Raw genomic sequence first — 19,863 nt, forward strand, 5'->3', positions numbered from 1 at the left:
CCGTCGGCGTTCACCGCCGGGCCCCTCGCGCCGTCGGCGTTCACCGCCGGGCCCCTCGCGCCGTCGGCGTTCACCGCCGGGCCCCTCGCGCCGTCCGGCCGGCTCGCTTCTGTCGGAGGACAGGCGCCGTCGGCCACCGCCGGCGATGCCGCTGACCCGCGCATCGCGGCACGGTCGGCCGATCCGCAGCCGGCAAGCCTGGCCGCCCGAAACGTCGTCGTCGCCCTGGGCGTGACTCCGGTGCGGGTGGCCGGGGCCGACCGGCTGCCGCACACCGACGGGCCGACCAGCCGGGCGCCGCGGGCTCCGCCCCGCCGCTGATCCACCGGGACGACCGTTCCGCCGCCGCGCCCTGTCGATCCACCAGCCCCGCACCCGCCGACCCGTGGCCCCGCCGCGATCCGGTCGGCCCGTGCGGCCACCATCGCATCGCTCTCGTTCCGAGGTGTCGACCATGGAGACCGTCGTCTTCTACCAGTTTCTGACCGAGGTGCCCCAGGCCGCCGCCATCTGGTCGGCCCTGTTCCTGCTGGCGTTCAGCGTGCTGGCCGTCCTGGTCGCCCGCCCGGAGCGGGGCGGGCCGACGGGGGAGCCAGCCCCAACCGCGCCCACCGCCCGTGAGGTGGCCGCGGCCGAGGCCGCCGACCTGCGGCGCTACGCCGAGGAGGTGGCCGTCGCGGCGGCCGGCGCGGCCCAGACCGCCCGACGGCGACGCGCTGACTGGCTGATCAGTCAGGAGCGGGTGGAACGGGCCTGGGCCCGCTACGACGAGGCGGACGCCGCGGCCCGTCGCTTCGCCGGGGCCGGGGCGCTGCCCACCCCGCGCACGCCGCACACTCCTGCGGAGTACGCCGCTCGGGAGCGTTACCTGCACCGCGCCGCGATGGCGGCGCACTGGCGCGGAGAGTTGACCATGGGGCAGCTCGGCGACGTGTTCGGGCACCGGCGCGGGTGGGATCCCCGCCGGCACCCGGTCGAGCAGGAGGCCCTGATCGCCCGGGCGATCAGGGACGCGAGGCGCGCCGACTACGTGGTGGCCGCCGGGCGGGAGCGGTCGGCCTGGCGGGACGCCGAGTTGGCCGCCGAGTCGGCCCGCACTCTCGCTGAGGAGGCGTACGCGGCGGCCGCCCGGCTCCGGCCGACCGCGGTGCCGGCCCGCCGGACGGCGACCCGGGTGTTCCGTCCCGCGGTGGTGGCGCGGTGGCGTCCGGCTCGCGTCGGATGAGCCCGATCTGCGGTTGAGCCCGATCTGTGCTGTGAGCCCGGTCACGGGCCCGGGAAATCGGGCGTCCGGCGCGATCGGCCCGATTGGTCCCGCGATTTTGGCGACGTTGCCGGCGGCCTGTCCGGTTGTCGACCACAGGCGTCGCCGTCACCGGTTGTCCCATCGAGTCACGTCATCGGCAATACGCGCAGAAATTGTCGGGCGAAATGATGTTTACGCAGGTGGACACGGCTTGGCAAGGGCTTGAACCGGCCAGTATTGTCGTCCCGTCCGGTGCGGTAACCGATCGCAAGAGGCGACGCCGCGCCGACCCGCTCAATCGTGATCAACGAACCGGGGACCCATCAGTAAGTCCGGGGTGAATCCGCGAGCCACGGCCCGCGGTAGGGCGATCTTCCCGCCCGAATCCGTCAGCTAACCCGGTAGGCGGTGTCGGAAGGAGTTCCATCCTCGTGCAGCACCTTTCCACCCCTCGGTTGTTCCTCCGCCTCCACGGCGCCACGGTGCCCCCGCTCATCCGGTCGGTGAGCTGACCCCCGGGTCACCGTTTTTCCCGCCCGGCCGCGCCGGGCGTTCCCCTGAGCGGTTCACCATCCGCGGACCCGGTCCGCGCGCTGGCGCCTGCCCGGATACCGGCTCGGCCCCGGTGTGCCGCTCTCCCCCCGAACCGTGGAGGACCCCGTGAAGCACACCCTGCACCGTCAGCTCCGCCGCCTCAGCACCGAGCGCCCGTACCAGATCGTCGCCGCCTCCGCCGCGGCCCTCGCGATCGCGACCACCACCGGTGTCCTGCTCGCCGACGCTGACGGCGCCCCGGCCAGCCAGCACACCGCGACCACGGTCGCCGAGATGCGCAGCGACACCGCCGCGTCCCGCAGCCAGGCGCGCGTCGCGGCCCCCTCGGCCAGCGTCGCGCCCAGCACCGCCGCCCCGGCCGCCAGCGCCGCGTCGCCCGCCGCGAAGGCCAGCGGCAACCCGGACCTCACCCGGAAGCCGACGCCGCCGAAGCCGCCCGCGACCAAGGTGCTCGACTACGACTACGAGGCGCAGAACACCTACTACAACTGTGGTCCGGCGGCCACCCGCAACGCGCTCAGCGCCAGCGGTGTCGACCGCACCCTGGACGAACTCGCCGTCGAGCTGGGCACCACCGAGATGGGCACCAACTCGGCCGAGGACACCACCCGGGTGCTCAACGCCGAGGTGAAGGGCTCTCCGTACCGGACCCGGATGTTCGCCGGCTCGCCCAGCCCGGCCCAGATGGATCGCCTCCAGGCCGACGTGGTCGCCGCGATCACCGACGGTCGTGGCGTGGTGGCCAACGTGGTCGGCGACGCCACCGACACCGACGGCGGCTGGCACTCCTACGGCGGCGGGCACTACATCGCCGTCGTGGGCTACAAGGACAACGGTCGGACCGTGCGGATCGCCGACTCGGCGAACGCTGCCGACCCGTCGTACTGGGTCACCACGATCGACCTGGCCAACTGGATCGCCACCCGGGGTTACTCCGCCTGACCCAGGCGGTGGAGCGCCGCGGGCGCCGTCTCCCACGAGGGGGCGGCGCCCGCGGCGTCTTCGTGTCCCGCTCAGTAGTCGATGAAGCCGTACAGCGCGAGGTGGTTCGACTTCGTCCCGCTGACCGTGTGGCCGATGCTGGACGGCCGCACGCTTCCCTTCACGAACAGATAGTCGATCTTGCTGGAGCCGCTGGTGGCGGCCGACCCGTACCCGGTCATGCCGTAGCCGCTCAGCGTGCCGGCCGCGATGCCCGTGCGGTTCGCGTCGATCCCCACGATCCGGATCGTGGAGGCGTTCAACAGGCTCGTCGATACCTGCTGAGCACGAGGGCTCCTCTCCGCGACGACGATGCCCCGTCCAGGTGCCGCACTCTACAGTGGATCTTTGTCGGTCGGGTCCGCGCACGACGCTCGTACCTGGCCGCGAACCGTGGGAGACTGCGGCCGTGGGGGATGAATCGGGTGGTCGCGCCGGGCGTGGGCCGGTCCTGCTGCTACTGCACGGGATGGGGGCGACCGGCGACGTGTGGCTGCCCTCGGCGCCGTTGCTGGAGCAGCACTGGCCCGGGCGGTGGCTCGCCCCGGACCTCGCCGGCCACGGCTGGTCGGCGCCGCTGCCGTCGTACTCCTTCGCGGGCCTCGCCGACCGGATCGCCCACGGCCTGGCAGCCGACGACCGGCTCGTCGTGCTCGGGCACTCGTTGGGCGGCGTGGTCGGTCTCGCGCTGGCCGCCCGCGACGCCGGGCTGCCGGTGGACGCGGTGGTCGGGGTGGGCATCAAGGCGGTCTGGTCGCCCGCCGAGCTGAGCCGCACCGCCGACCTCGCCGCCCGTCCGGTCAGCTGGTTCGCCAGCCGCACCGAGGCAGCCCGCCGCTACCTGCGGGTGTCCGGGCTGGCCGGCCTGCTCCCACCGGACCACCCGGTCGTGGACGCCGGGCTCCGGCGGGTCGACGGCCGGTGGCGTCTCGCCATGGATCCGACCGCGTTCGCCGTCGGTGAGCCCGACCTGGCGGCACTGCTCGCGGCGACCGACGTGCCGGTGGTGCTGGCCCGCGGCGAGCACGACCCGATGGTCACCGACGCGCAGCTCAAGGAGTACGGCGTACCCGTCGCCACGCTGCCCGGGCTCGGGCACAACGCGCACGTGGAGGACCCGGCGGCCGTGCTGGCCCTGCTCGACGCGTACCGCTGAGCCGCTACACGCGGGCCGGGGTGGGCAGGGCCTGCGCCGGCGCCAGCTCGCGGCGGGCGGCGCTCAGGAACCCCTCGGCGTACGACTCGGCCGGGAAGTCACCGAGGTAACGGCGGCGGGTGGTCCACCGCGCCTCGGCGGACGGGTCGGTGTCCAGTAGGTCGGTCAGCACCTCGTCCACGTTGGACATGTCCCGGCGCAGCACGTAACCCGACCCGGCCAACGGGAACCGCTCGGTGAACCGGTCACCCTCGTCGCCCATGTCGGTGACCGCGTACGGCTTGCCGGAGTAGAGGTAGTCCGAGATCACCCCGGACACGTCGGAGACCAGCGCGTCCGAGCGGTTGACGCACTCGGTGAGGCTCAGCTCGCGGGCGGCCGCGCCGACGATGTGCGGGCGTCCGCTGCGGGCCCGGTCGGCGACCAGCAGTTCGGTCAGGCGGGCCAGTTGGCGTGCCGACGCCGGGTTCTGCGCCGTGTACGGGTGGGCCCGCAGGATCACGGTCGCGCCGCGCTCCAGCAGCCGACGCAGTAGCTTCTCGGCCACCGGCAGCGAGCAGTAGTCGGCGTCGGCGTGGTGCCCGGTCCAGGTCGGGGTGTAGAGCACGGTGGGCTGCGCCAACCCCCGCGCCGGCTCGGGGCGTACCTCGATCGACTCGACCTGTGGGCGGCCCACCACCACGAACTTGTCCGCCGGGATCTGCACCCCGGCGCGGGCGTATCGGTCGATCGCCGCCGGCCCCGCCACGAAGATCCGGTCGAAGATCCCCGACACCGGGTTGGCGCTCGGCGCCTTGTCGCTGTCGCCGTGGTGCAACTGCACGTGGGTGAGCTGGGTGAAGCGGATGCAGTGGCTGTTCTTCGCGCCGTGGTTGACGTAGAACGCCGCGCGCAGGCTCGGCACCAGCGCCTCGTCCAGCGACCGCAGGGTGGGGCAGTAGACCACCGGCGCGTCGGTGGCCGCGGCGATCGGGGCCAGGAACTCCGGCTCGCGCAGCACGACCAGGAACGGCCGGCCGATCCGCTGCAGGTACGGCAGCCACATGGTGACCTGGTATTCCGAGCCGGGCGGCGCGGAGAAGTAGAGCAGGAACTCCGGCTCGTGCCGGCGCAGGGCGCGCGCCACCGCACCGCCGCCGACGGCCGGGCGGAACCGCCGCCGGGCCAGGTCCAGGGCGACCGCCCCGGCTCCCGCGCCCAGCAGCACGGTGGCGGCCAGGGCCACGCCGGCCGGCAGGGTCAGCGCGGCGGCGAGGGCCACCACGGCGAGCAGCCCGAGCAGGGCGGTGCCGAGCCGGTCGGCGATCAGCGGCGTCCAGGCACGCACCGGCAGGTTGGCGGCCCGGATCTCCAGATTGCCGGCGGTGCGCAGCGGCCCCACCAGCAGCACCAGCCCCAGCAGGACCAGCGCGGTGGCGACCAGCGCGAGGTCGAGCCCGTCGTCCAGCGGCCGGGAGTAACCGACCAGGATCGCGGCGGCGATCAGCGTCGTCTCGGCGACGAGGTCAGCGGTCGGACGGATCCGCTGCTCGGCGGCCGAGCCGGCCAGCGCGGCGACGGCCAGCGCCAACCCCCAGCCGGTGGCGTCGGTGAGCGCCAGCACGACAAAGGCCAGCACGGCCAACCCGGTGCTCAGGCACCGGGCGGCCAGCTTTCGGACCAGGTCGCCGCGCATGTCGCTCCGTTCGTGGTTCCGCAGCCGTCGACGTCAGTTCGCGGACGCCACGCCGGCCGGCGCCTCGGCCCGGTCCGGCCCGGACTGCGCCGGCACGGCCGGTCCGTCACCGGGTGCCCGGCGTACGTCGATGACCTGGCCGGTCAGGTCGGAGATCAGCACGTCCAGCGACGACTGGGCGACGGCCTCCGCGGCCAGCAGGGTGTGCTCCGGCTCCTCGCCGAAGGCCCGGGTACGCATCGGGGTGGCGGTCCGCTCCGGGTTGATGCAGTTGACGCGTACGCCGACGTCAGCCCACTCGTCGGCGAGGGCCTGGGTGAGGTTGACCAGGGCGGCCTTGGTGGCGGAGTAGAGCGCGTAGCGGGCCCGCCCCCGGGTGTACGAGCTGGAGGTGTAGAGCAGCAGTTGGCCCTTGGTCTGCTGGAGGTAGGGCAGGGACTGCCGGGCGATGGTCACCGGGCCGACGAAGTTGACCTGGAGGAGTCGGTCCATGGTCTCCTCGTCCATCTCGGCGAGGGCGCCCTTCTCCAGGATCCCGGCGGTGACCACCACGTGGTCGATGCGGCCGGTGGCGTCGAAGGCGGTCTTCAGCGCGGCCTCGACGTCCTCGGCGCGCTCGACGTGGGTGCCGGTGGTGGAGCGGCTGAACGGGAAGACCTGCGCGCCGTAGCGCCGGGCCAGCTCGGTCAGCTCGTGGCCGATGCCGTAGCTGCCGCCGAACACCACGATGGTGCGGCCGGTCAGCTCCTCGGTGTAGCTGCGGTGGTCGGTGAGCCGGGGGGCCTGCGCGGCGGCGAGCTGGAAGAGCTTGTCCGCCAGGTGCACGTCGACCGGGTGGGTGACCTTGATGTTCTCGTCGGAACCGTCGATCACCTTGATCGGGGTGCCGGGCAGGTACCGCAGCACCACGCCGCAGTCGTCGGTGGCGGCGAAGTCCGGGTCACCCTCGGCGATCCGGTACGCCTCGCGGATGGTGGGGGAGCGGAACGCCTGCGGGGTCTGGCCGCGGCGCAGCCGCGAACGCACCGGGATGTCGGTGATGCAGTCGTTGTCGTCGACCTGGATGATCGTGTCTGCGGAGGGGATGGCCACGTCCACGGCGTCGTAGGTCCAGAGCGCGTTCACGCACTCGCGGACGATCCGGCCGCTGAGCAGCGGGCGTACCGCGTCGTGGAAAAGGATGTTGCAGTCGGCCGGGCCGACGGCGTCCAGGGCGATGCGGGTGGTCGCGTTGCGGGTGTCGCCGCCCTCGATCACCTTGGTGACCTTGCGCAGGCCGGCCTTCTCGACGATCTGCCGGGCGTCCTCGACGTGGCTGGTGGCCATCAGCACGATGATCTCGTCGATCTCCGGTGCGGCCTCGAAGACGGCCAGGGTGTGCTCGATGATCGGCTTACCGGCGATCTTCAGCAGTTGCTTCGGGATGCCGAGGCCCAGCCGGGTGCCGGTGCCGCCGGCCAGCACCACGGCCACTGTCCGCGAGGGCCGCCACGGCGTCGGGGTCTCCGTTGCGGCGTCCGGGCCAGTGGTCTGGTCCTGCGTCATTGCCGGATCCTCACTCTCAGGAATGCGTTAACGGAAGGTTCCGCCCGAGCGGCGACGGAATGAACCTTAACGCGCGGACCGCGCCGCCCCAACGCGGGCGACGCGGTCCATGGCGTCGTGTCGATGGCGTCGTGTCGATGGCGTCGCTCTATTTGCTGTTCGCGTACGCCTCGTACGCCCGGATGACCTCGTCGGTCGGCCCGTCCATCCGAATGAGGCCCGATTCCAGCCAGATTGTCCGCTCGCAGGTGTCCCGTACCGAGGAGAGCTGGTGGCTGACCAGGAACACCGTGCCGGCGCCCTCACGCAGCTCCCGCACCCGCTGCTCGCTGCGCTTGCGGAAGCCCTTGTCGCCGGTGGCGAGCGCCTCGTCGATGAGGAGCACGTCGTGCTTCTTTGCGGCGGCGATGGAGAAGCGCAGGCGGGCCGCCATGCCCGACGAGTACGTCCGCATCGGCAGGCTGGCGAAGTCGCCCCGCTCGTTGATCCCGGAGAAGTCGATGATCCCCGCGGCCTGCTTGGCCACCTCGTCCGGGTGCATGCCCATGGCCAGGCATCCGAGCACCACGTTGCGCTCACCGGACAGGTCGTTGAGCAGTGCCGCGTTCACGCCGAGCAGCGACGGCTGCCCCTGCGTGTGGATCGCGCCCCGGTTGACCGGCAGCAGGCCGGCGATGGCCCGCAGGATGGTGGACTTGCCGGAGCCGTTGCTGCCGATCAGCCCGATCGCCTCGCCCCGGTACGCGGTGAACGAGACGCCCTTGACCGCGTGCACCTCCCGGACGTTCGGCGCGTGCGTGCGCTTCACCAGCCGGCGCAGCGCGGCGACCGGTGTGGTGCCACCGGCGGCGCCCTGGTGCACCCGGTAGATGATGTGCGCGTCGTCGACCACCACGGTCGGGATGCGCTCCTGCGTGGCGGTCAGTGTCGCGGTCGCCTCGGTGGGGGCCCCGATGTGCTCAACCACGGCCGTACTCCTGTTCGCCGCGCCAGAAGTAGATGAAACCGCCGATCCCGGCCACCAGCGCCCAACCGGCCGCGACCAGCCAGAGCTGGGTCAGCGACTCGTTGAGCAGCGGCGCCTGTTCGAGCAGGGAGTAGCGGGCCAGCTCGATGTAGACCAGCAGCGGGTTGTACTGCACCAGCGTCGTCGCCCAGGCGGGCAGCCGCTCGAAGAGGCTGACGCTGTAGAGGACGCCGGAGCAGTACATCCAGGTGCGCATGACGAACGGCATGACCTGCTTCAGGTCGCTCGACTTGGAGCCCAGCCGGGCCACCAGCAGCACCACGCCGGCGTTGAACACCGCCTGCAGCAGCAGGGCCGGCGCCAGCAGCAACCACTTCAGGGTGATCGGCTCGCCGGTGACCAGCACGATGCCGATCAGCACGACCATCGAGGCCAGCAGCTGCTGGAACTGGGTGATCGTGGTGGACAGCGGCAGGCTGGCCCGGGGGAAGTGCAGCGCCCGGATCAGCCCCAGGTTGCTGCTGATCGACTGGGTGCCGGCCAGGACCGCGCTCTGGGTGAAGTTGAAGATGAACAGCCCGGTGGTCAGGTACGCGATGAAGTTCGGAATGCTGTTCTGCGCCAGCACCACCCCGAAGATCAGGTAGTAGACCGCCGCATTGGTCAGCGGGGTGAGCACCTGCCAGAGCTGACCCAGCTTGGCGTTGCTGTACGAGGCGACCAGCTTGGCGTTGGCGTACGCGGCGATGAAGTGCCGGTAGGCCCACAGTCGGCGGCTGTACTCGACGAGGCTGGGTCGCTCACCGGCGACCCGCAGCCCGTGCCGAGCGGCCAGCTGCGCCTGGGTCAGGCCCGTGTCGGGGTCGACCAGCGCGGTGGTGGCCATGGAAATGGCGCTCCGATCTTTCGTGCAGACGGGGTTGCTCGCGACGATGGAATCCTAGTGGGATGGGTGCGCGGGGCGCCGCCTCGCCGCTGCGTGGACAGTAGTCCGAAACACGTCGGGACGCAACCGTATCGTCGTTGCGCTACTCTGGTCCGCGTGACCTGTGAGAAGAGCCCCTGGTGACGACCGAGAAGAGGCGTACCCCGGCCGGTGCGGCGGTGCTCCGTGGCGAGATCACCACGGCCATCCGGCGCGCCCTGATGCAGGAGCTCGCCGCGGTCGGCTACGGCCGCCTCTCCATCGAGGCGGTCGCCCGCCGGGCCGGCGTCAGCAAGACCGCGATCTACCGGCGGTGGAACTCCAAGCTCGACCTGGTGGTGGAGATCGTCGCCGCGGCGGCGCACGGCAAGCTCCCGGCGCTGGACACCGGCACCCTGCGCGGCGACCTCGCGCTGCTGTTCCAGGCCGTGGCGCACGCCCTGCGCCACCCGCTGGCCTCGCAGATCATTCCGGACCTGCTGGCCGAGGCCGCCCGCAACCCCAGCATCGACGCGACCCTGCGTGAGGTGCTGCACGCCCGCCAGCAGGACATCGGTGGTCGCCTGGTCAGCCGGGCCGTGCAGCGCGGTGAGCTACCGGCCGACACCGACCCGGACGCCGCGATCGATCTCATCGTCGGCCCGCTCTACTGGCGGCTCGCCATCGCCCGACTGCCCCTCACCGACAGCTACCTGGACCGTCTGGTCGAGTCCGTCGTCGCCGGACTCGGCGTGCAGAGCGGGGTGCCCCACCAGCACGGCGCGGGCGTGGGGACGTGACTCGCGCTGCCGCCGGGCACCCCCGCGTACCCGGTACGAGCCCGGTAGGCTGCACCCGCCAATTCGGACACCCTCCCGTGTCGATCCCAGGGCGGTCCGGCCCCGGGCGTACACGGATAGACGACAAGGACGGCTCGTGACGGAAGTCCAGGACGTTGTGGAGGCACCTGCGCCAGCCGACCGGGGCACGCCCACGGCGCCGGGTGGCCGACGATCAGGCTCGGGTGCTCTGGTCCGACGCGTCAACGCCGCCGTGGCCGCGCTACCTGTCGTCCTCACCGACGCCGCGATCGTCAGCTTCGCGCTCTGGACGTTGCTCTACCACCTCAACCTCGCCCTGGACCTGCGCCCCTCGGTGGTCCTGGCCGCCTGGGCCGTCGCCATGGTGATCACGGTGGCCGTCGGGTGGCGGCTGCGCTCCCGTCGCCGGGCCGGCGAGCCGATCCCGACCACCGGCGCCGAGACGGCGGACGAGTCGCCCGAGGCGTCGCCGGCCGCGGTCGGACGCGCGACACTGCTGCGCCGCTACGTCCTTCCGATCGGTGCGGCGACCGGCGCGGCACTGCTCGCGGCCCTCGGCACCGACCAGCTCACCTGGTGGTTGGCGATCGCCCTCGGCGTCGTCGCGATCGTCTCGGTGTGGACGTCGCTGCGGGTGCGGGGCGCGACGACCGGCTTCGGCGTCACCGTCGGCGGCTCTCCCGCGACCGCCGGCGCGGTGACCACCTCGGTGCAGGGCTACGTGGTGCTCGCCGTCTCGCTGGCCGCCGCGTACTTCGCGACGCTGCTCGCCCGGGTGTCCCTCGACGACGTCTTCTACGTCGGCAAGTCGGTCTGGGTGGCCGAACGCGACGAGATCCCGTTCCGGGACTTCCTGTTCACCGAGGGCGTCCTCCCCGGCGGTACGGCGAACCCGCCGATCCCCTCGTTCGAGGTGTTCATCGGTGCGCTCGCGCGTGTCCTGCACGTGCACGCCGCCTCGGTGACCTGGTATCTCATGCTCCCGCTGCTGGCCGTCTTCGTGATCTTCGCGCTGTGGCGGCTGGTGCTGCGGTGGGCGCCCCGGCGTCCGCTGCTGGTCTTCGGTGTGGCCCTGGCGTACATCCTGCTCGTGGCGGGTGCCCCGGACGTGTTGAACACCTACCACCTGCCCCGGCTCACGCAGGGCAAGAGCGTGTTCGTCCACGGGCTCGTCCCGCTCGCCTGGGTGTACCTCACGGACTTCCTGGAGAACCGGTCCCGGCGGGCCCTCGCCCTGCTCGCGCTGCTCTCGGTCGCCGCCGTCGGGCTGACCACCACCGCGGTCATCCTGCTGCCGCTCCTGGCGGCGACGGTCGCCGCGGTGCTGCTGCTCCTGCGGCGTCCCCGCGAGGCGGTCCTGTGCTTCGCCGCCGCCGCCGCGTACCCGCTGCTGTCCGGCGTGCTCACCCGACTCACCACGAACGGCCTCGACAACGTCATCGCCACGTACACCGAGGTGCAGGAACCGCGCGCCGTCTACGAGTTCAGCCTGTGGCTCGGCGTGCTCGGTGTCATCGCCGGCGTGGCCATGTGGAGTTCCCCGCTGCTGTTGCGTCGCGGCGCGCCACGACTGTTGAGCGCCAGCGCCGTGCTGACCGTGACGCTGCTGCTCGTACCCGGTGTCCTGGTGGTGGGCGCCGAACTCACCGGCTTGGCGGCGGTGCTGTGGCGGGTGCCGTGGATCCTGCCGGTGCCGCTGTTCGTCGGCCTGCTGGCGACGATCCGACTGCCCCGACGGCCCCGGCTCGCCTGGCCGAACCGGGCCCTGGCCTTCGCGATCCCGGTCGCCCTGGTGCTCGCCTTCTTCAACCTTGGCGAGCCGATGTGGACGGCCAATGTCCTGCAGGACAAGCCGAGTTGGCGGATGCCGGACACGCGCAAGAACGTGACGTTCTGGATCACCCGGCAGGACCTGCCGGACGGGCTGGTGCTCGCCCCCACGTCGGTCATGCGGGCCATGCCCCAGGTCACCACCCGCACCCGGGTGGTGATGGCCCGGGACCTCTATCTCACCGACTACGGCATGGACACCCCGTTCGCCAAGGACCGGCTGTTGCTGGGCAGGTTCGCCGACGGCGTCGAGCCGATGCCGTCGGTCGCCGAGGTCGACGCGGCCCTGCGCCGGGTCGACGTGGCCGCGGTCTGCCTGTGGAGGACCAACAAGGTCGGCAACGACGCGGCACCCGCTCTGGGTCTGGTGCGGGTCGCCTCGCGCAAGTCCCCGGGCGGGATGATCTGCTACCGCACCACGACGTCCGGCCCGGCCGCCAGCGGCGGTTGAGCTGCCCGGCCGCCAGCGGCGGTCGAGCTGCCCGAATGCCGGTGTGTGGCGCTTCGGTCGGACGGCAGGTCCGCCGTCCGACGCGGTACCGCGCACCGGCCGGGGCTGCCGGTGCGCGTTTGACCGGATTGTCACCCGATACCCGGGCGATGCCGTCACGCCCTCTCGCGTTAAGGTCGCAGTCACGCGCAGGCGGCCGGCCCCGTGCTCGGGCTGCCGCGCGGCACACTGCACCTCAGGAGCTCGGTGATGGGGAACGGCCTGCGCGAAGAGCGGGAGAGCGGCCGGACGCGATCGGCGTCGGGGACCACCCGCCCAAGCCGGTCATCAAACTCGTAGGGAGCGAAACTCGTTGTTCGGCACGTTGACAGGACGTATCGGGGTGGCCGCCCAGGCCGCACTGCTGGTGCTGTCCTACCTGGTCATGCTCGTCGCCGGCACCTTCGGATGGGTCGGTCTGTTCGCCGTCGCCGGCCTTGTCGCGGTGGTCGGCGAGTTCGCCGTGGCCCGCTGGTCCCCGTCGTCGCCGCTGTTGTTGGAGAAGGTCGGCCTGCACTGGTCGTACCGGCAGTTGACCCGGGACCTCGCCGCCGTGCTGCTGGTCGCCGCCGAGGTCCCGCTCACCGGCGGTGAGCTGACCCTGCTGCTCGCCCTGCCCGCCGCGGTGTGGGTCGTGTCGGTCTTCGCCGGGGCGTTCTCCACGATGATCGAGCGTCGTAACCCGCTCTCCGCCATGGTGCGCAACATCGAGCTGGGTCCGCTGTCCGCCGCCCCGCAGCCGCCGGCCTGGGCGGCAGCTGTCGCCGGTGACCGGATGCCCCTGCTCAACCTGCTGCTGGTGCCGGCCGCCGTGGCCGCCGCGGTCCAGCACGACGTGACGCCGTTCTTCGTCGCCGCCGCGGTGGCCGTGGTGGCGACCGGCGTGGTGGGCGCGATCATCGCGCTGACCTGGCTGCGTGGCCGGGGCGCGGGGCAGGACCCGCTGCTGCCGGCCGTCCAGCGCTGGCTGGACACCTACCGGCCCGAGGTGGCGCTCTACTTCGCCGGCCCGGCGAAGGACGTCTACCAGGCGAACATGTGGCTCGCCCCGACCGAGGCGCTCCAGCAGCGCGCGGTGGTGCTGATGCGCAGCCGGGACGCGTTCCTGGAGCTGGCCGACACGCGGCTGCCGGTGATCTGCGTACCGACCGGGGTGGACTTCATGAACCTCGAACTCGGCAGCATCCGCGCGGCGCTGTACGCCGCGAACGTCGGCGCGAACATCCACATGCTGCGCGAGCCCGGCACGAAGCACGTCTTCGTCGGGCACGGTGACAGCGACAAGCAGGCCAGCGTCAACCCCTACAGCAAGGTGTACGACGAGGTGTGGGTCGCCGGCCTGGCGGGCCGGGAGCGGTACGCCCGGGCCGGCGTGGGGGTGCTCGACTCCGACATCGTGGAGATCGGCCGGCCGCAGCTCGCCGGGGTGCACACCTTCGGCGCCGAGTCGGTGGACCGGCCGTTCACCGTGTTGTACGCGCCCACCTGGGAGGGTTGGCTCGACGACGACCCGTACCACACCTCGCTGGTGCTGATGGGTGAGCGGATCGTCAAGGGGGTGCTGGCCACGACCCCCGGGGTGCGCCTGATCTACAAGCCGCACCCGCTCACCGGGTCGCGGTCGAAGGCGGCCCGGACCGTGCACGAGCGGATCGTCGACGCGATCCGCTCCGCCGGCGGCAACCCGAACGCGTCCTCCCTGGACGGCACCACGCACCTGGTCATCACCGGCCGCACGCCGGCGCTGTTCGACTGCTTCAACCAGACCGACCTGCTGATCAGCGACGTGTCCAGTGTGGTCTCGGACTTCGTACAGAGCCAGCGCCCGTACGTGGTGGCCAACCCGGCCGGCCTGCCGGAGGACGAGTTCCGCCGCGAGTTCCCGACCGCGCGGGCCGCGTACCTGCTCTCCAGGGACTGCGGCGAGCTGGAGAAGATCGTGTCGGTGACCCGGGCCGGTGACGACCCGATGACCGAGGCCCGCCGGGAGCTGAAGACCTACCTGCTCGGGCCGGCCGAGGCCAACCCGATGGACCGGTTCCAGGAGGAGATCGGCCGCCTCTGCCGCTGATCGGCGCACCGCTCCGCGCCCCGGCCCGACACCGTCGGACCGGGGCGTGGTCGTGTCAGTCCAGCAGCGCGGCCACCGCGTCGGCGACCGGGACGTCCACCGGCAACACCCGCGCGGCCACCACCGCGGTGACCGGCAGTGGACCGTACAGGTGCGGGAAGAGGTGCCCGCCCCGCGACGGCTCCCAGCGCAGCACGTCGCCCAACCGTTGCTCGTCGACGCTCAGCAGGGTCAGCCCGGTGGCGCCGGCGAAGTGCCGACGGGCCGTCTCCACCACCTGGTCGGCGGCGGAGAGGTGGATGAAACCGTCCTGCCGGTCCACCGCCGAGCCGGCCAGGTGCCCGGCCGCCCGGGCGTCGTCCCACTCCACGGTCGGCAGCAGCTTGTAGATCACCTCCGCAGCCTACGTCGGCCGGTACGCGTTTCGGCCGTACCGCCGCCGACGCCGGTCGTCGCCCGGCATGCTCAGGTGGAGCGGCCGCGGAGGGGATGGCGATGGAGAACTACGACGACGACTGGACCGACAGCCAGCGCGCGCTGTACGGCGAGTGCTACCGGGCCGGCGGCGAGTGGGCCGCGGATCCGGACACCCCGTCGGACGACGTGCAGCACGTGATCAATCTGGCCGAGGCGGACGACGACGCCTTCGACGACGCCGAGATCGACTATCCGCCCCTGGTCGACGCGGTTACCCAGGCCAGCGGGGTCAACGTCACCAGCGTGCCGGCCCGCCACGACGACCCGGGTTTCCGGGGCTTCACCGACGGCGTCCGGGACGCCGTCGCGGACGACGTCTTCGGCCTCTGACCGGCCGCCCCCGGTGGGCGGGCCTCCCACTCACCGCGCGCTTCTGCCACCATTCGCAGGACGGCGCTGCGAGGGACGGGGGCACGGGTGCGCATCCTGCTGGTGGAGGACGACCGCCGGGTGGCCGCTGCGCTCTCCTCGGCCCTCACCCGGCGCGGATACCAGGTGGAGCACGCGGCCACCGTCGCCGCCGCGCTCTCGGCCGCCCCGTGCGATCTGGTGCTGCTCGACCTGACGCTGCCCGACGGGGACGGCACCGACCTGTGCCGGGCGTTGCGCCGGCGCAGCAGCCAGCTCGGCATCATCGCGGTCACCGCACGGGGCGAGGAACGCGACCGCGTGCTCGGGCTGCGCCTCGGCGCCGACGACTACGTCGTCAAACCGTTCTCGATGGTGGAGTTGCAGGCCCGCATCGAGGCGGTGCTGCGCCGAGCCGCGAACGCGGCACCCGAGCGGCACCTGATCGAGGCCGGGTCGGTGCGCATCGACGTGACCGCCCGGACGGTGACGGTGGACGGCCGGCTGGTCGCGTTGACCCGCAAGGAGTTCGACGTGCTGCTCTCGCTGGCCCGTCAGCCCGGCGTGGCGGTGCCCCGCGACCGCATCCTGCTCGACGCCTGGGGCACCACCTGGGCCGACCGGCACACCGTCGAGGTGCACGTCGGGTCGCTGCGCGGCAAGTTGGGCGACGCCCGCCTGGTGGAGACCGTACGCGGGGTCGGCTACCGGCTGCGCGAGGTCTGAGGGGTCGTCGTGCGCCGCCGCCTGGTGATCAGCTATCTGCTGTTGATGGTGCTCGTCCTGATCGCGTTGGAGACCCCGCTGGCCGCCACCCTGGCCGCGAGCGAGACCGAACGGGTCCGCGCCGACCGGTTGGCCGACGCCACCCGGTTCGCGTCGCTGGCCGGGCCGACGTTGCGCGGCGGCGGGCCGGACCCGATCGAGTCTGAGCTGCGCAGCTACGACGAGCTGTACGCGATCGGAGCGGCCGTCGTCGACCGGGACCGGGGCACGCTGATCGCCTCGCCGCGGTGGCAGCCCGCCGCGACCGCCTCGGTGTTGGACATCGCGCTGTCCGGGCAGCAGACCAGCGCCCCCGGGTCGGTGTGGCCGTGGACGACCGCGCCGGTGGTGGTGGCCGTGCCGGTCAGCGACGGTGGCGAGGTGCTCGGCGCGGTGGTGATCGTGACCCCTGCCGACCCGATCCGCCGGGCCGTCGCCCTCTGGTGGCTGCTGCTCGCCCTGGCGGGTCTGCTCGCCGTACTGGCCTGCGTGCTCACCGCGTTCGGGCTGGCCGGTTGGGTGCTGCGCCCGGTCACCGAACTGGACGCGGTCACCCACGTGATCGCGGAGGGCGACCGGAGCGCCCGGGTGCAGCACCGCCTCGGCCCGCCGGAGCTGCGCCGGCTCGCGGCCGGCTTCAACCACATGGCCGACGTGGTCTCCGACGTGATGGACCGGCAGCGTGCCTTCGTGGCGCACGCCAGCCACCAACTGCGTAACCCGCTCACCGCGCTGCGGCTGCGGGTGGAGGAGCTGGGCCCCAGCCTCACCGACGAGGACGGCCGCTCCGAGCACCGGCTGGCGCTGGAGGAGACCGACCGGCTGGCGCTGGTGCTCGACGCGCTGCTCACCCTGGCCCGGGCCGAACGCGAGGAGAACGAGCGGGTCACCGTCGACGCCGCCGCGGTGGCGGCGTCCCGGGTGGCCGCGTGGGCACCGCTGGCCCGGCACCGGTCGGTCACGCTGCGGCTGGCCACGAGCGATGCCCCGGCGTACGCCCGGACCGTGCCGACCGCCGTCGACCAGGCGTTGGACGCGCTGATCGACAACGCGGTGAAGTTCAGCGGGCCAGGCGGTGCGGTGACCGTGACGGTGGCCCACCGTGACGACGGGGTGGTCCTGGAGGTGCGCGACTCCGGCCCGGGCATGACCGAGAGTCAGCTCGGCCAGGCCACCGAGCGGTTCTGGCGGGCACCGGACGCGCAGAACGTCGACGGCGCGGGGCTCGGCCTGACCATCGTCGCGGTGCTGGTGGACGCCTCCGACGGGCGGCTCACGATGCGCGCGGGGGAGTCGCGGGGGCTGGTCGCCGGCCTGTGGTTTCCGGCGCCGCCACCCGCTCCCGAGGTCGACCGGGTGGCCGTGGACACCGAACCCGCCGGGCCGGCGCGGCCCGTCCCCGCCGGGTGACGGGCGACCGTCAGGGTTTGGCCGCGCGGTACCAGGCCGCCGCGCCGGGGTGCAGCGCCAGCGGGGCGGTGACGATCGCCGAGCGGGGGCTCATCCGTCCCGCCGCCGGATGCGCCGCGGCCAGCTCGGCCCGCCGGTCCATCAACAGTGCGGTCACCTCCCGGACCAGCCGCTGGGGCAGGTTGGCCCGCACGATCAGGTAGTTCGGGTCGGCCACCGTGGTCACCCGGTCGACGCCGTACACCGAGCGGGGAATGTCCCGGGAGACGTAGACCGGGCCGTAGCGGGAGCGCAGGCGCTCGGTCCACTCGCTCAGGTCGACGATCCGGGTGGCGCTGCGCCAGGCCAGCTCCTCGATGCCCCGCACCGGAAGCCCGCCGGAGAAGAAGAACGCGTCGATGCGCCCGGCACGCAGCGCGGCCACCGAGTCGTCCAGTCCGAGCCGTTCGCGGTGCACCGCGTCGCCGCCGAGCCGCGCCACCTCCAGCAGGCGGCTCGCGGTGATCTCGGTACCCGAGCCGGGGGCGCCGACGGACACCCGCCGCCCACCCAGGTCGGCGACGGTACGCACCGGGCCACCGCCCGTGGTGACCAGGTGCAGCTGGTCGTCGTACACCCGGGCGATCGCGTTGATCGACGCGCTCGCCGTGGTGGGGCCGAGCAGCACGTCGGCCTGGGTGAAGCCCAGCTCGGCGTCGCCGGAGCCGACCAGTCGGACGTTCTCCGCCGAGGCGGCGGTGACCACCACGCTGGCCCGTACGTCGGGTAGTTCCCGGTTGAGGATGGCCGCCAGGGACTGCCCGAAGGCGTAGTAGACGGCGGTGGGGCTGCCGGTGGCGATCCGGATCGGCACCGGGTCGGTCGCGGTGTCCCGGCAGCCGCCCACCGTCAGGGTCAGCAGCAGCGTCAACAGGGCCGCCGTGCCCGCGCCGCGGTGGCCGGGCCGGCTGGACGGGGTATGCCTCACGCGCTGCACTGTGCGCCGTCGGCCCGGTGGGCGCAAGCCCGTCCGGGGCGGCCGGCGCGTCACCGGCGCCCGTTCAGCAGGCCGGGCGGCGGGCGGGCTCCAGGGCGGCGCTGCTCAGGATCCGCTCCCGGTCGGGGCCGTCGGCGACGCTGACCAGGAAGCAGCCGGTGCCCGGGCGCAGCCGGGCCGGCACGTCGAGCACGGCGGCGCCGCGGATCAGCACGGCGGCCAGCTCCCGGTCGGTGATCCGGACGCCGAGGATGTGCCGGCGGACGTGCCGCCCACCGGCCAGCAGCGCCGACCGCCAGGCCGAGGCCGCCAGGCGGGACACCCACCGCCGGCGGGCCGGCGAGGCGCCGGGCAGCGGCCCGCCGAGCAGCTCCCGACGCCCCTGCCACCAGCCGGCGTCCAACAGCCGGGTGTACGTCCTGTGGTGTTCCCGGGGCACCCAGAGCCGGTGCAGCTCATAGCGGCGACGCAGGCCACCGACGGCCGCCTCGTGGGTCACCGGGATGTCCAGCCGTCCGAGCAGCTGGCGCATCCGTTGGGCGGCGTCCTCCCGGTTGAACTCGACAGCCGGGGTGTACGACGTGGGCGTCGTGCCCGGTCGGGCGGCGGTCGGCGGTGGCGTGCAGCGCAGCAGGCAGGCGGCCTCGAACGCGTCGCCCAGGGTCAGCCAGTCCAGTGGGGGTGGCGTCGCCGGGGTGCGGAGTCTATCGAGCAGGGCGGGTTCGCGGGTCAACGGAGGCCCCCTTGTCGGAGTCTGGGTTCTCCTACCGTGGCCCCTGCGACGCCATTGCGGAACCGCTCGCGCCGAGCCTTGAGCAAATCTTGCGGCTGCCCGCCGTCACAGGTCGGTGACGACCAGATCCACCTGCCGCACCCGGCCCGGCGCGACGGTCTGCTCCTCGACGGTGTGCTTCAGTTCCCGCAGCGTGCCGATCAGCTCCGCGGCGGTACGCGGCCGGGCCCCGGCGACCAGCAGGTCACGCACCAGCCGCCCCTTGGTCGCCTTGTTGAAGTGGCTCACCACCGAACGGACCGGCGCACCGTCGACCTCCCGTTCGTGCAGCACCCGCACGGTGACCGTCCGCTCGGCCAGCTCCCCGCGTGGCGTCCAGGTGGCCGCGTACGCGCCGGAGCGCAGGTCCAGCACCGGCCCCCGGCCGGCTGCGGCGTCCAGCGCCGGCGCCAGCTCCCCGCGCCAGTACGCCGACAGCGCGCCCACGCCGGGCAGGCGGGCGCCGATCGGGCAGCGGTACGGCGGGATCCGGTCGGCCAGCCGCACCGCGCCCCACAGACCCGAGCTGATCAGGATCGACCGGCGGGCCGCCCGCTGTGCCGGTGCCGGCAGCGAGGCCAGCTCCAGCGCCTCGTAGAGCACCCCCGTGTAGAGCCGTTCGGCCGGTGCGGTGGCCGCCGCCCGCAGTCGGGCGTTGCGCCGCAGCTCGCCGCGCTGCCCGTCGCTGAGGCCGAGCGCCGTCCGAGCCGCCTCCTCGTCCGGGCCGGCGCAGAGCGCCACCAGCGCGTCGAGGACCCGCTCGCGGGCCGGGTTCAGCTCGGGCATCGACAGCCGGTCCGCGGCCCAGCGCCGTCCGGTGCCGGCATCGGCCTTTCCCTCCGAGGGCGGCAGCAGGATGAGCATCGGGTCTCCT

Annotated in this window: 19 protein-coding genes and 1 riboswitch; of the genes, 10 read left to right on the forward strand and 9 right to left on the reverse strand. The window is 73.1% G+C overall.

From position 1 onward, the window contains the following. The 3 genes from AB0H52_RS21880 to AB0H52_RS21890 form a co-directional block, all read left to right on the forward strand. On the forward strand, positions 1 to 321 hold a 321-nt coding region (locus AB0H52_RS21880), incomplete at its 5' end, for a hypothetical protein (RefSeq protein WP_357949602.1). Positions 322 to 454: 133 nt separating this feature from the next. Beyond that, on the forward strand, positions 455 to 1,225 hold the full coding sequence (locus AB0H52_RS21885; protein WP_151490700.1) for a hypothetical protein: 771 nt from the start codon (positions 455 to 457) through the stop codon (positions 1,223 to 1,225). Between the two features lie 302 nt (positions 1,226 to 1,527). Then, positions 1,528 to 1,669, forward strand: a riboswitch (cyclic di-AMP (ydaO/yuaA leader). A gap of 225 nt (positions 1,670 to 1,894) precedes the next feature. Continuing rightward, the gene (locus tag AB0H52_RS21890) at positions 1,895 to 2,743 is read left to right on the forward strand and encodes a C39 family peptidase (RefSeq protein WP_192580316.1); all 849 of its coding nucleotides are present in this window, start codon (positions 1,895 to 1,897) and stop codon (positions 2,741 to 2,743) included. Between the two features lie 71 nt (positions 2,744 to 2,814). Here the strand turns inward: AB0H52_RS21890 and AB0H52_RS21895 are convergent, their stop codons facing one another. After that, positions 2,815 to 3,021 carry a hypothetical protein gene (locus AB0H52_RS21895; protein WP_357949605.1) on the reverse strand — a complete coding sequence of 69 codons (207 nt, stop codon included), beginning with the start codon at positions 3,019 to 3,021 and terminating at the stop codon, positions 2,815 to 2,817. 170 nt (positions 3,022 to 3,191) lie between these two features. Between AB0H52_RS21895 and AB0H52_RS21900 the strand changes: the two genes are divergently transcribed. After that, a complete protein-coding gene (locus tag AB0H52_RS21900) occupies positions 3,192 to 3,938 on the forward strand; it encodes an alpha/beta hydrolase (protein WP_151490702.1) in 747 nt (248 codons plus the stop codon). Between the two features lie 4 nt (positions 3,939 to 3,942). On the opposite strand, the gene AB0H52_RS21905 is transcribed toward AB0H52_RS21900, so the two are convergent. The 4 genes from AB0H52_RS21905 to AB0H52_RS21920 form a co-directional block, all read right to left on the reverse strand. After that, positions 3,943 to 5,613, reverse strand: coding sequence for a CDP-glycerol glycerophosphotransferase family protein (locus AB0H52_RS21905; protein ID WP_357949608.1), 1,671 nt, complete (start codon positions 5,611 to 5,613; stop codon positions 3,943 to 3,945). A 33-nt stretch (positions 5,614 to 5,646) separates the two neighbouring features. Next, positions 5,647 to 7,158: a bifunctional cytidylyltransferase/SDR family oxidoreductase gene (locus AB0H52_RS21910; protein WP_357949611.1), complete on the reverse strand. Its 1,512-nt coding sequence runs from the start codon at positions 7,156 to 7,158 to the stop codon at positions 5,647 to 5,649. Positions 7,159 to 7,306: 148 nt separating this feature from the next. After that, positions 7,307 to 8,125, reverse strand: coding sequence for an ABC transporter ATP-binding protein (locus AB0H52_RS21915; RefSeq protein ID WP_192580317.1), 819 nt, complete (start codon positions 8,123 to 8,125; stop codon positions 7,307 to 7,309). Continuing rightward, positions 8,118 to 9,011 carry an ABC transporter permease gene (locus tag AB0H52_RS21920; RefSeq protein ID WP_357949614.1) on the reverse strand — a complete coding sequence of 298 codons (894 nt, stop codon included), beginning with the start codon at positions 9,009 to 9,011 and terminating at the stop codon, positions 8,118 to 8,120. Before AB0H52_RS21920 ends, AB0H52_RS21915 begins: the two co-directional genes overlap by 8 nt. A 218-nt stretch (positions 9,012 to 9,229) precedes the next feature. Here AB0H52_RS21920 and AB0H52_RS21925 point away from each other — a divergent pair, with 218 nt between their 5' ends. From AB0H52_RS21925 to AB0H52_RS21935, 3 genes are all read left to right on the forward strand, one after another. Beyond that, the gene (locus AB0H52_RS21925; protein ID WP_151490718.1) at positions 9,230 to 9,829 is read left to right on the forward strand and encodes a TetR/AcrR family transcriptional regulator; all 600 of its coding nucleotides are present in this window, start codon (positions 9,230 to 9,232) and stop codon (positions 9,827 to 9,829) included. Positions 9,830 to 9,965: 136 nt separating this feature from the next. Continuing rightward, positions 9,966 to 12,131, forward strand: coding sequence for a DUF6077 domain-containing protein (locus AB0H52_RS21930; RefSeq protein WP_151490706.1), 2,166 nt, complete (start codon positions 9,966 to 9,968; stop codon positions 12,129 to 12,131). Positions 12,132 to 12,483: 352 nt separating this feature from the next. Then, positions 12,484 to 14,241 (forward strand): CDP-glycerol glycerophosphotransferase family protein, encoded by a 1,758-nt coding sequence (locus AB0H52_RS21935; protein WP_192580318.1) that lies wholly within the window; start codon positions 12,484 to 12,486, stop codon positions 14,239 to 14,241. A gap of 55 nt (positions 14,242 to 14,296) precedes the next feature. Here AB0H52_RS21935 and AB0H52_RS21940 read toward each other — a convergent pair whose 3' ends face one another. Beyond that, positions 14,297 to 14,635: a DUF952 domain-containing protein gene (locus AB0H52_RS21940; protein ID WP_151490707.1), complete on the reverse strand. Its 339-nt coding sequence runs from the start codon at positions 14,633 to 14,635 to the stop codon at positions 14,297 to 14,299. A 101-nt stretch (positions 14,636 to 14,736) separates the two neighbouring features. Between AB0H52_RS21940 and AB0H52_RS21945 the strand changes: the two genes are divergently transcribed. The 3 genes from AB0H52_RS21945 to AB0H52_RS21955 all read left to right on the forward strand — a co-directional run bounded on the left by AB0H52_RS21945 (position 14,737) and on the right by AB0H52_RS21955 (position 17,241). After that, entirely contained in the window at positions 14,737 to 15,048 is a 312-nt protein-coding gene (locus AB0H52_RS21945) for a hypothetical protein (protein ID WP_151490708.1), read from the forward strand. A gap of 87 nt (positions 15,049 to 15,135) precedes the next feature. Continuing rightward, positions 15,136 to 15,792 (forward strand): response regulator transcription factor, encoded by a 657-nt coding sequence (locus tag AB0H52_RS21950; RefSeq protein WP_151490709.1) that lies wholly within the window; start codon positions 15,136 to 15,138, stop codon positions 15,790 to 15,792. A gap of 9 nt (positions 15,793 to 15,801) precedes the next feature. After that, a complete protein-coding gene (locus tag AB0H52_RS21955; protein ID WP_151490710.1) occupies positions 15,802 to 17,241 on the forward strand; it encodes a HAMP domain-containing sensor histidine kinase in 1,440 nt (479 codons plus the stop codon). Positions 17,242 to 17,251: 10 nt separating this feature from the next. Here the strand turns inward: AB0H52_RS21955 and AB0H52_RS21960 are convergent, their stop codons facing one another. The 3 genes from AB0H52_RS21960 to yaaA form a co-directional block, all read right to left on the reverse strand. Continuing rightward, positions 17,252 to 18,208 carry a TAXI family TRAP transporter solute-binding subunit gene (locus tag AB0H52_RS21960; protein WP_225854583.1) on the reverse strand — a complete coding sequence of 319 codons (957 nt, stop codon included), beginning with the start codon at positions 18,206 to 18,208 and terminating at the stop codon, positions 17,252 to 17,254. Between the two features lie 73 nt (positions 18,209 to 18,281). Then, complete coding sequence (locus AB0H52_RS21965; protein ID WP_151490712.1) at positions 18,282 to 18,950, reverse strand: hypothetical protein; 669 nt, start codon at positions 18,948 to 18,950, stop codon at positions 18,282 to 18,284. A 105-nt stretch (positions 18,951 to 19,055) separates the two neighbouring features. After that, a complete protein-coding gene (yaaA, locus tag AB0H52_RS21970) occupies positions 19,056 to 19,853 on the reverse strand; it encodes a peroxide stress protein YaaA (RefSeq protein ID WP_151490713.1) in 798 nt (265 codons plus the stop codon). Between the last annotated feature and the right edge of the window lie 10 nt (positions 19,854 to 19,863).

It is taken from the genome of Micromonospora sp. NPDC050695 (assembly GCF_040654415.1).
Taxonomy (GTDB): domain Bacteria; phylum Actinomycetota; class Actinomycetes; order Mycobacteriales; family Micromonosporaceae; genus Micromonospora.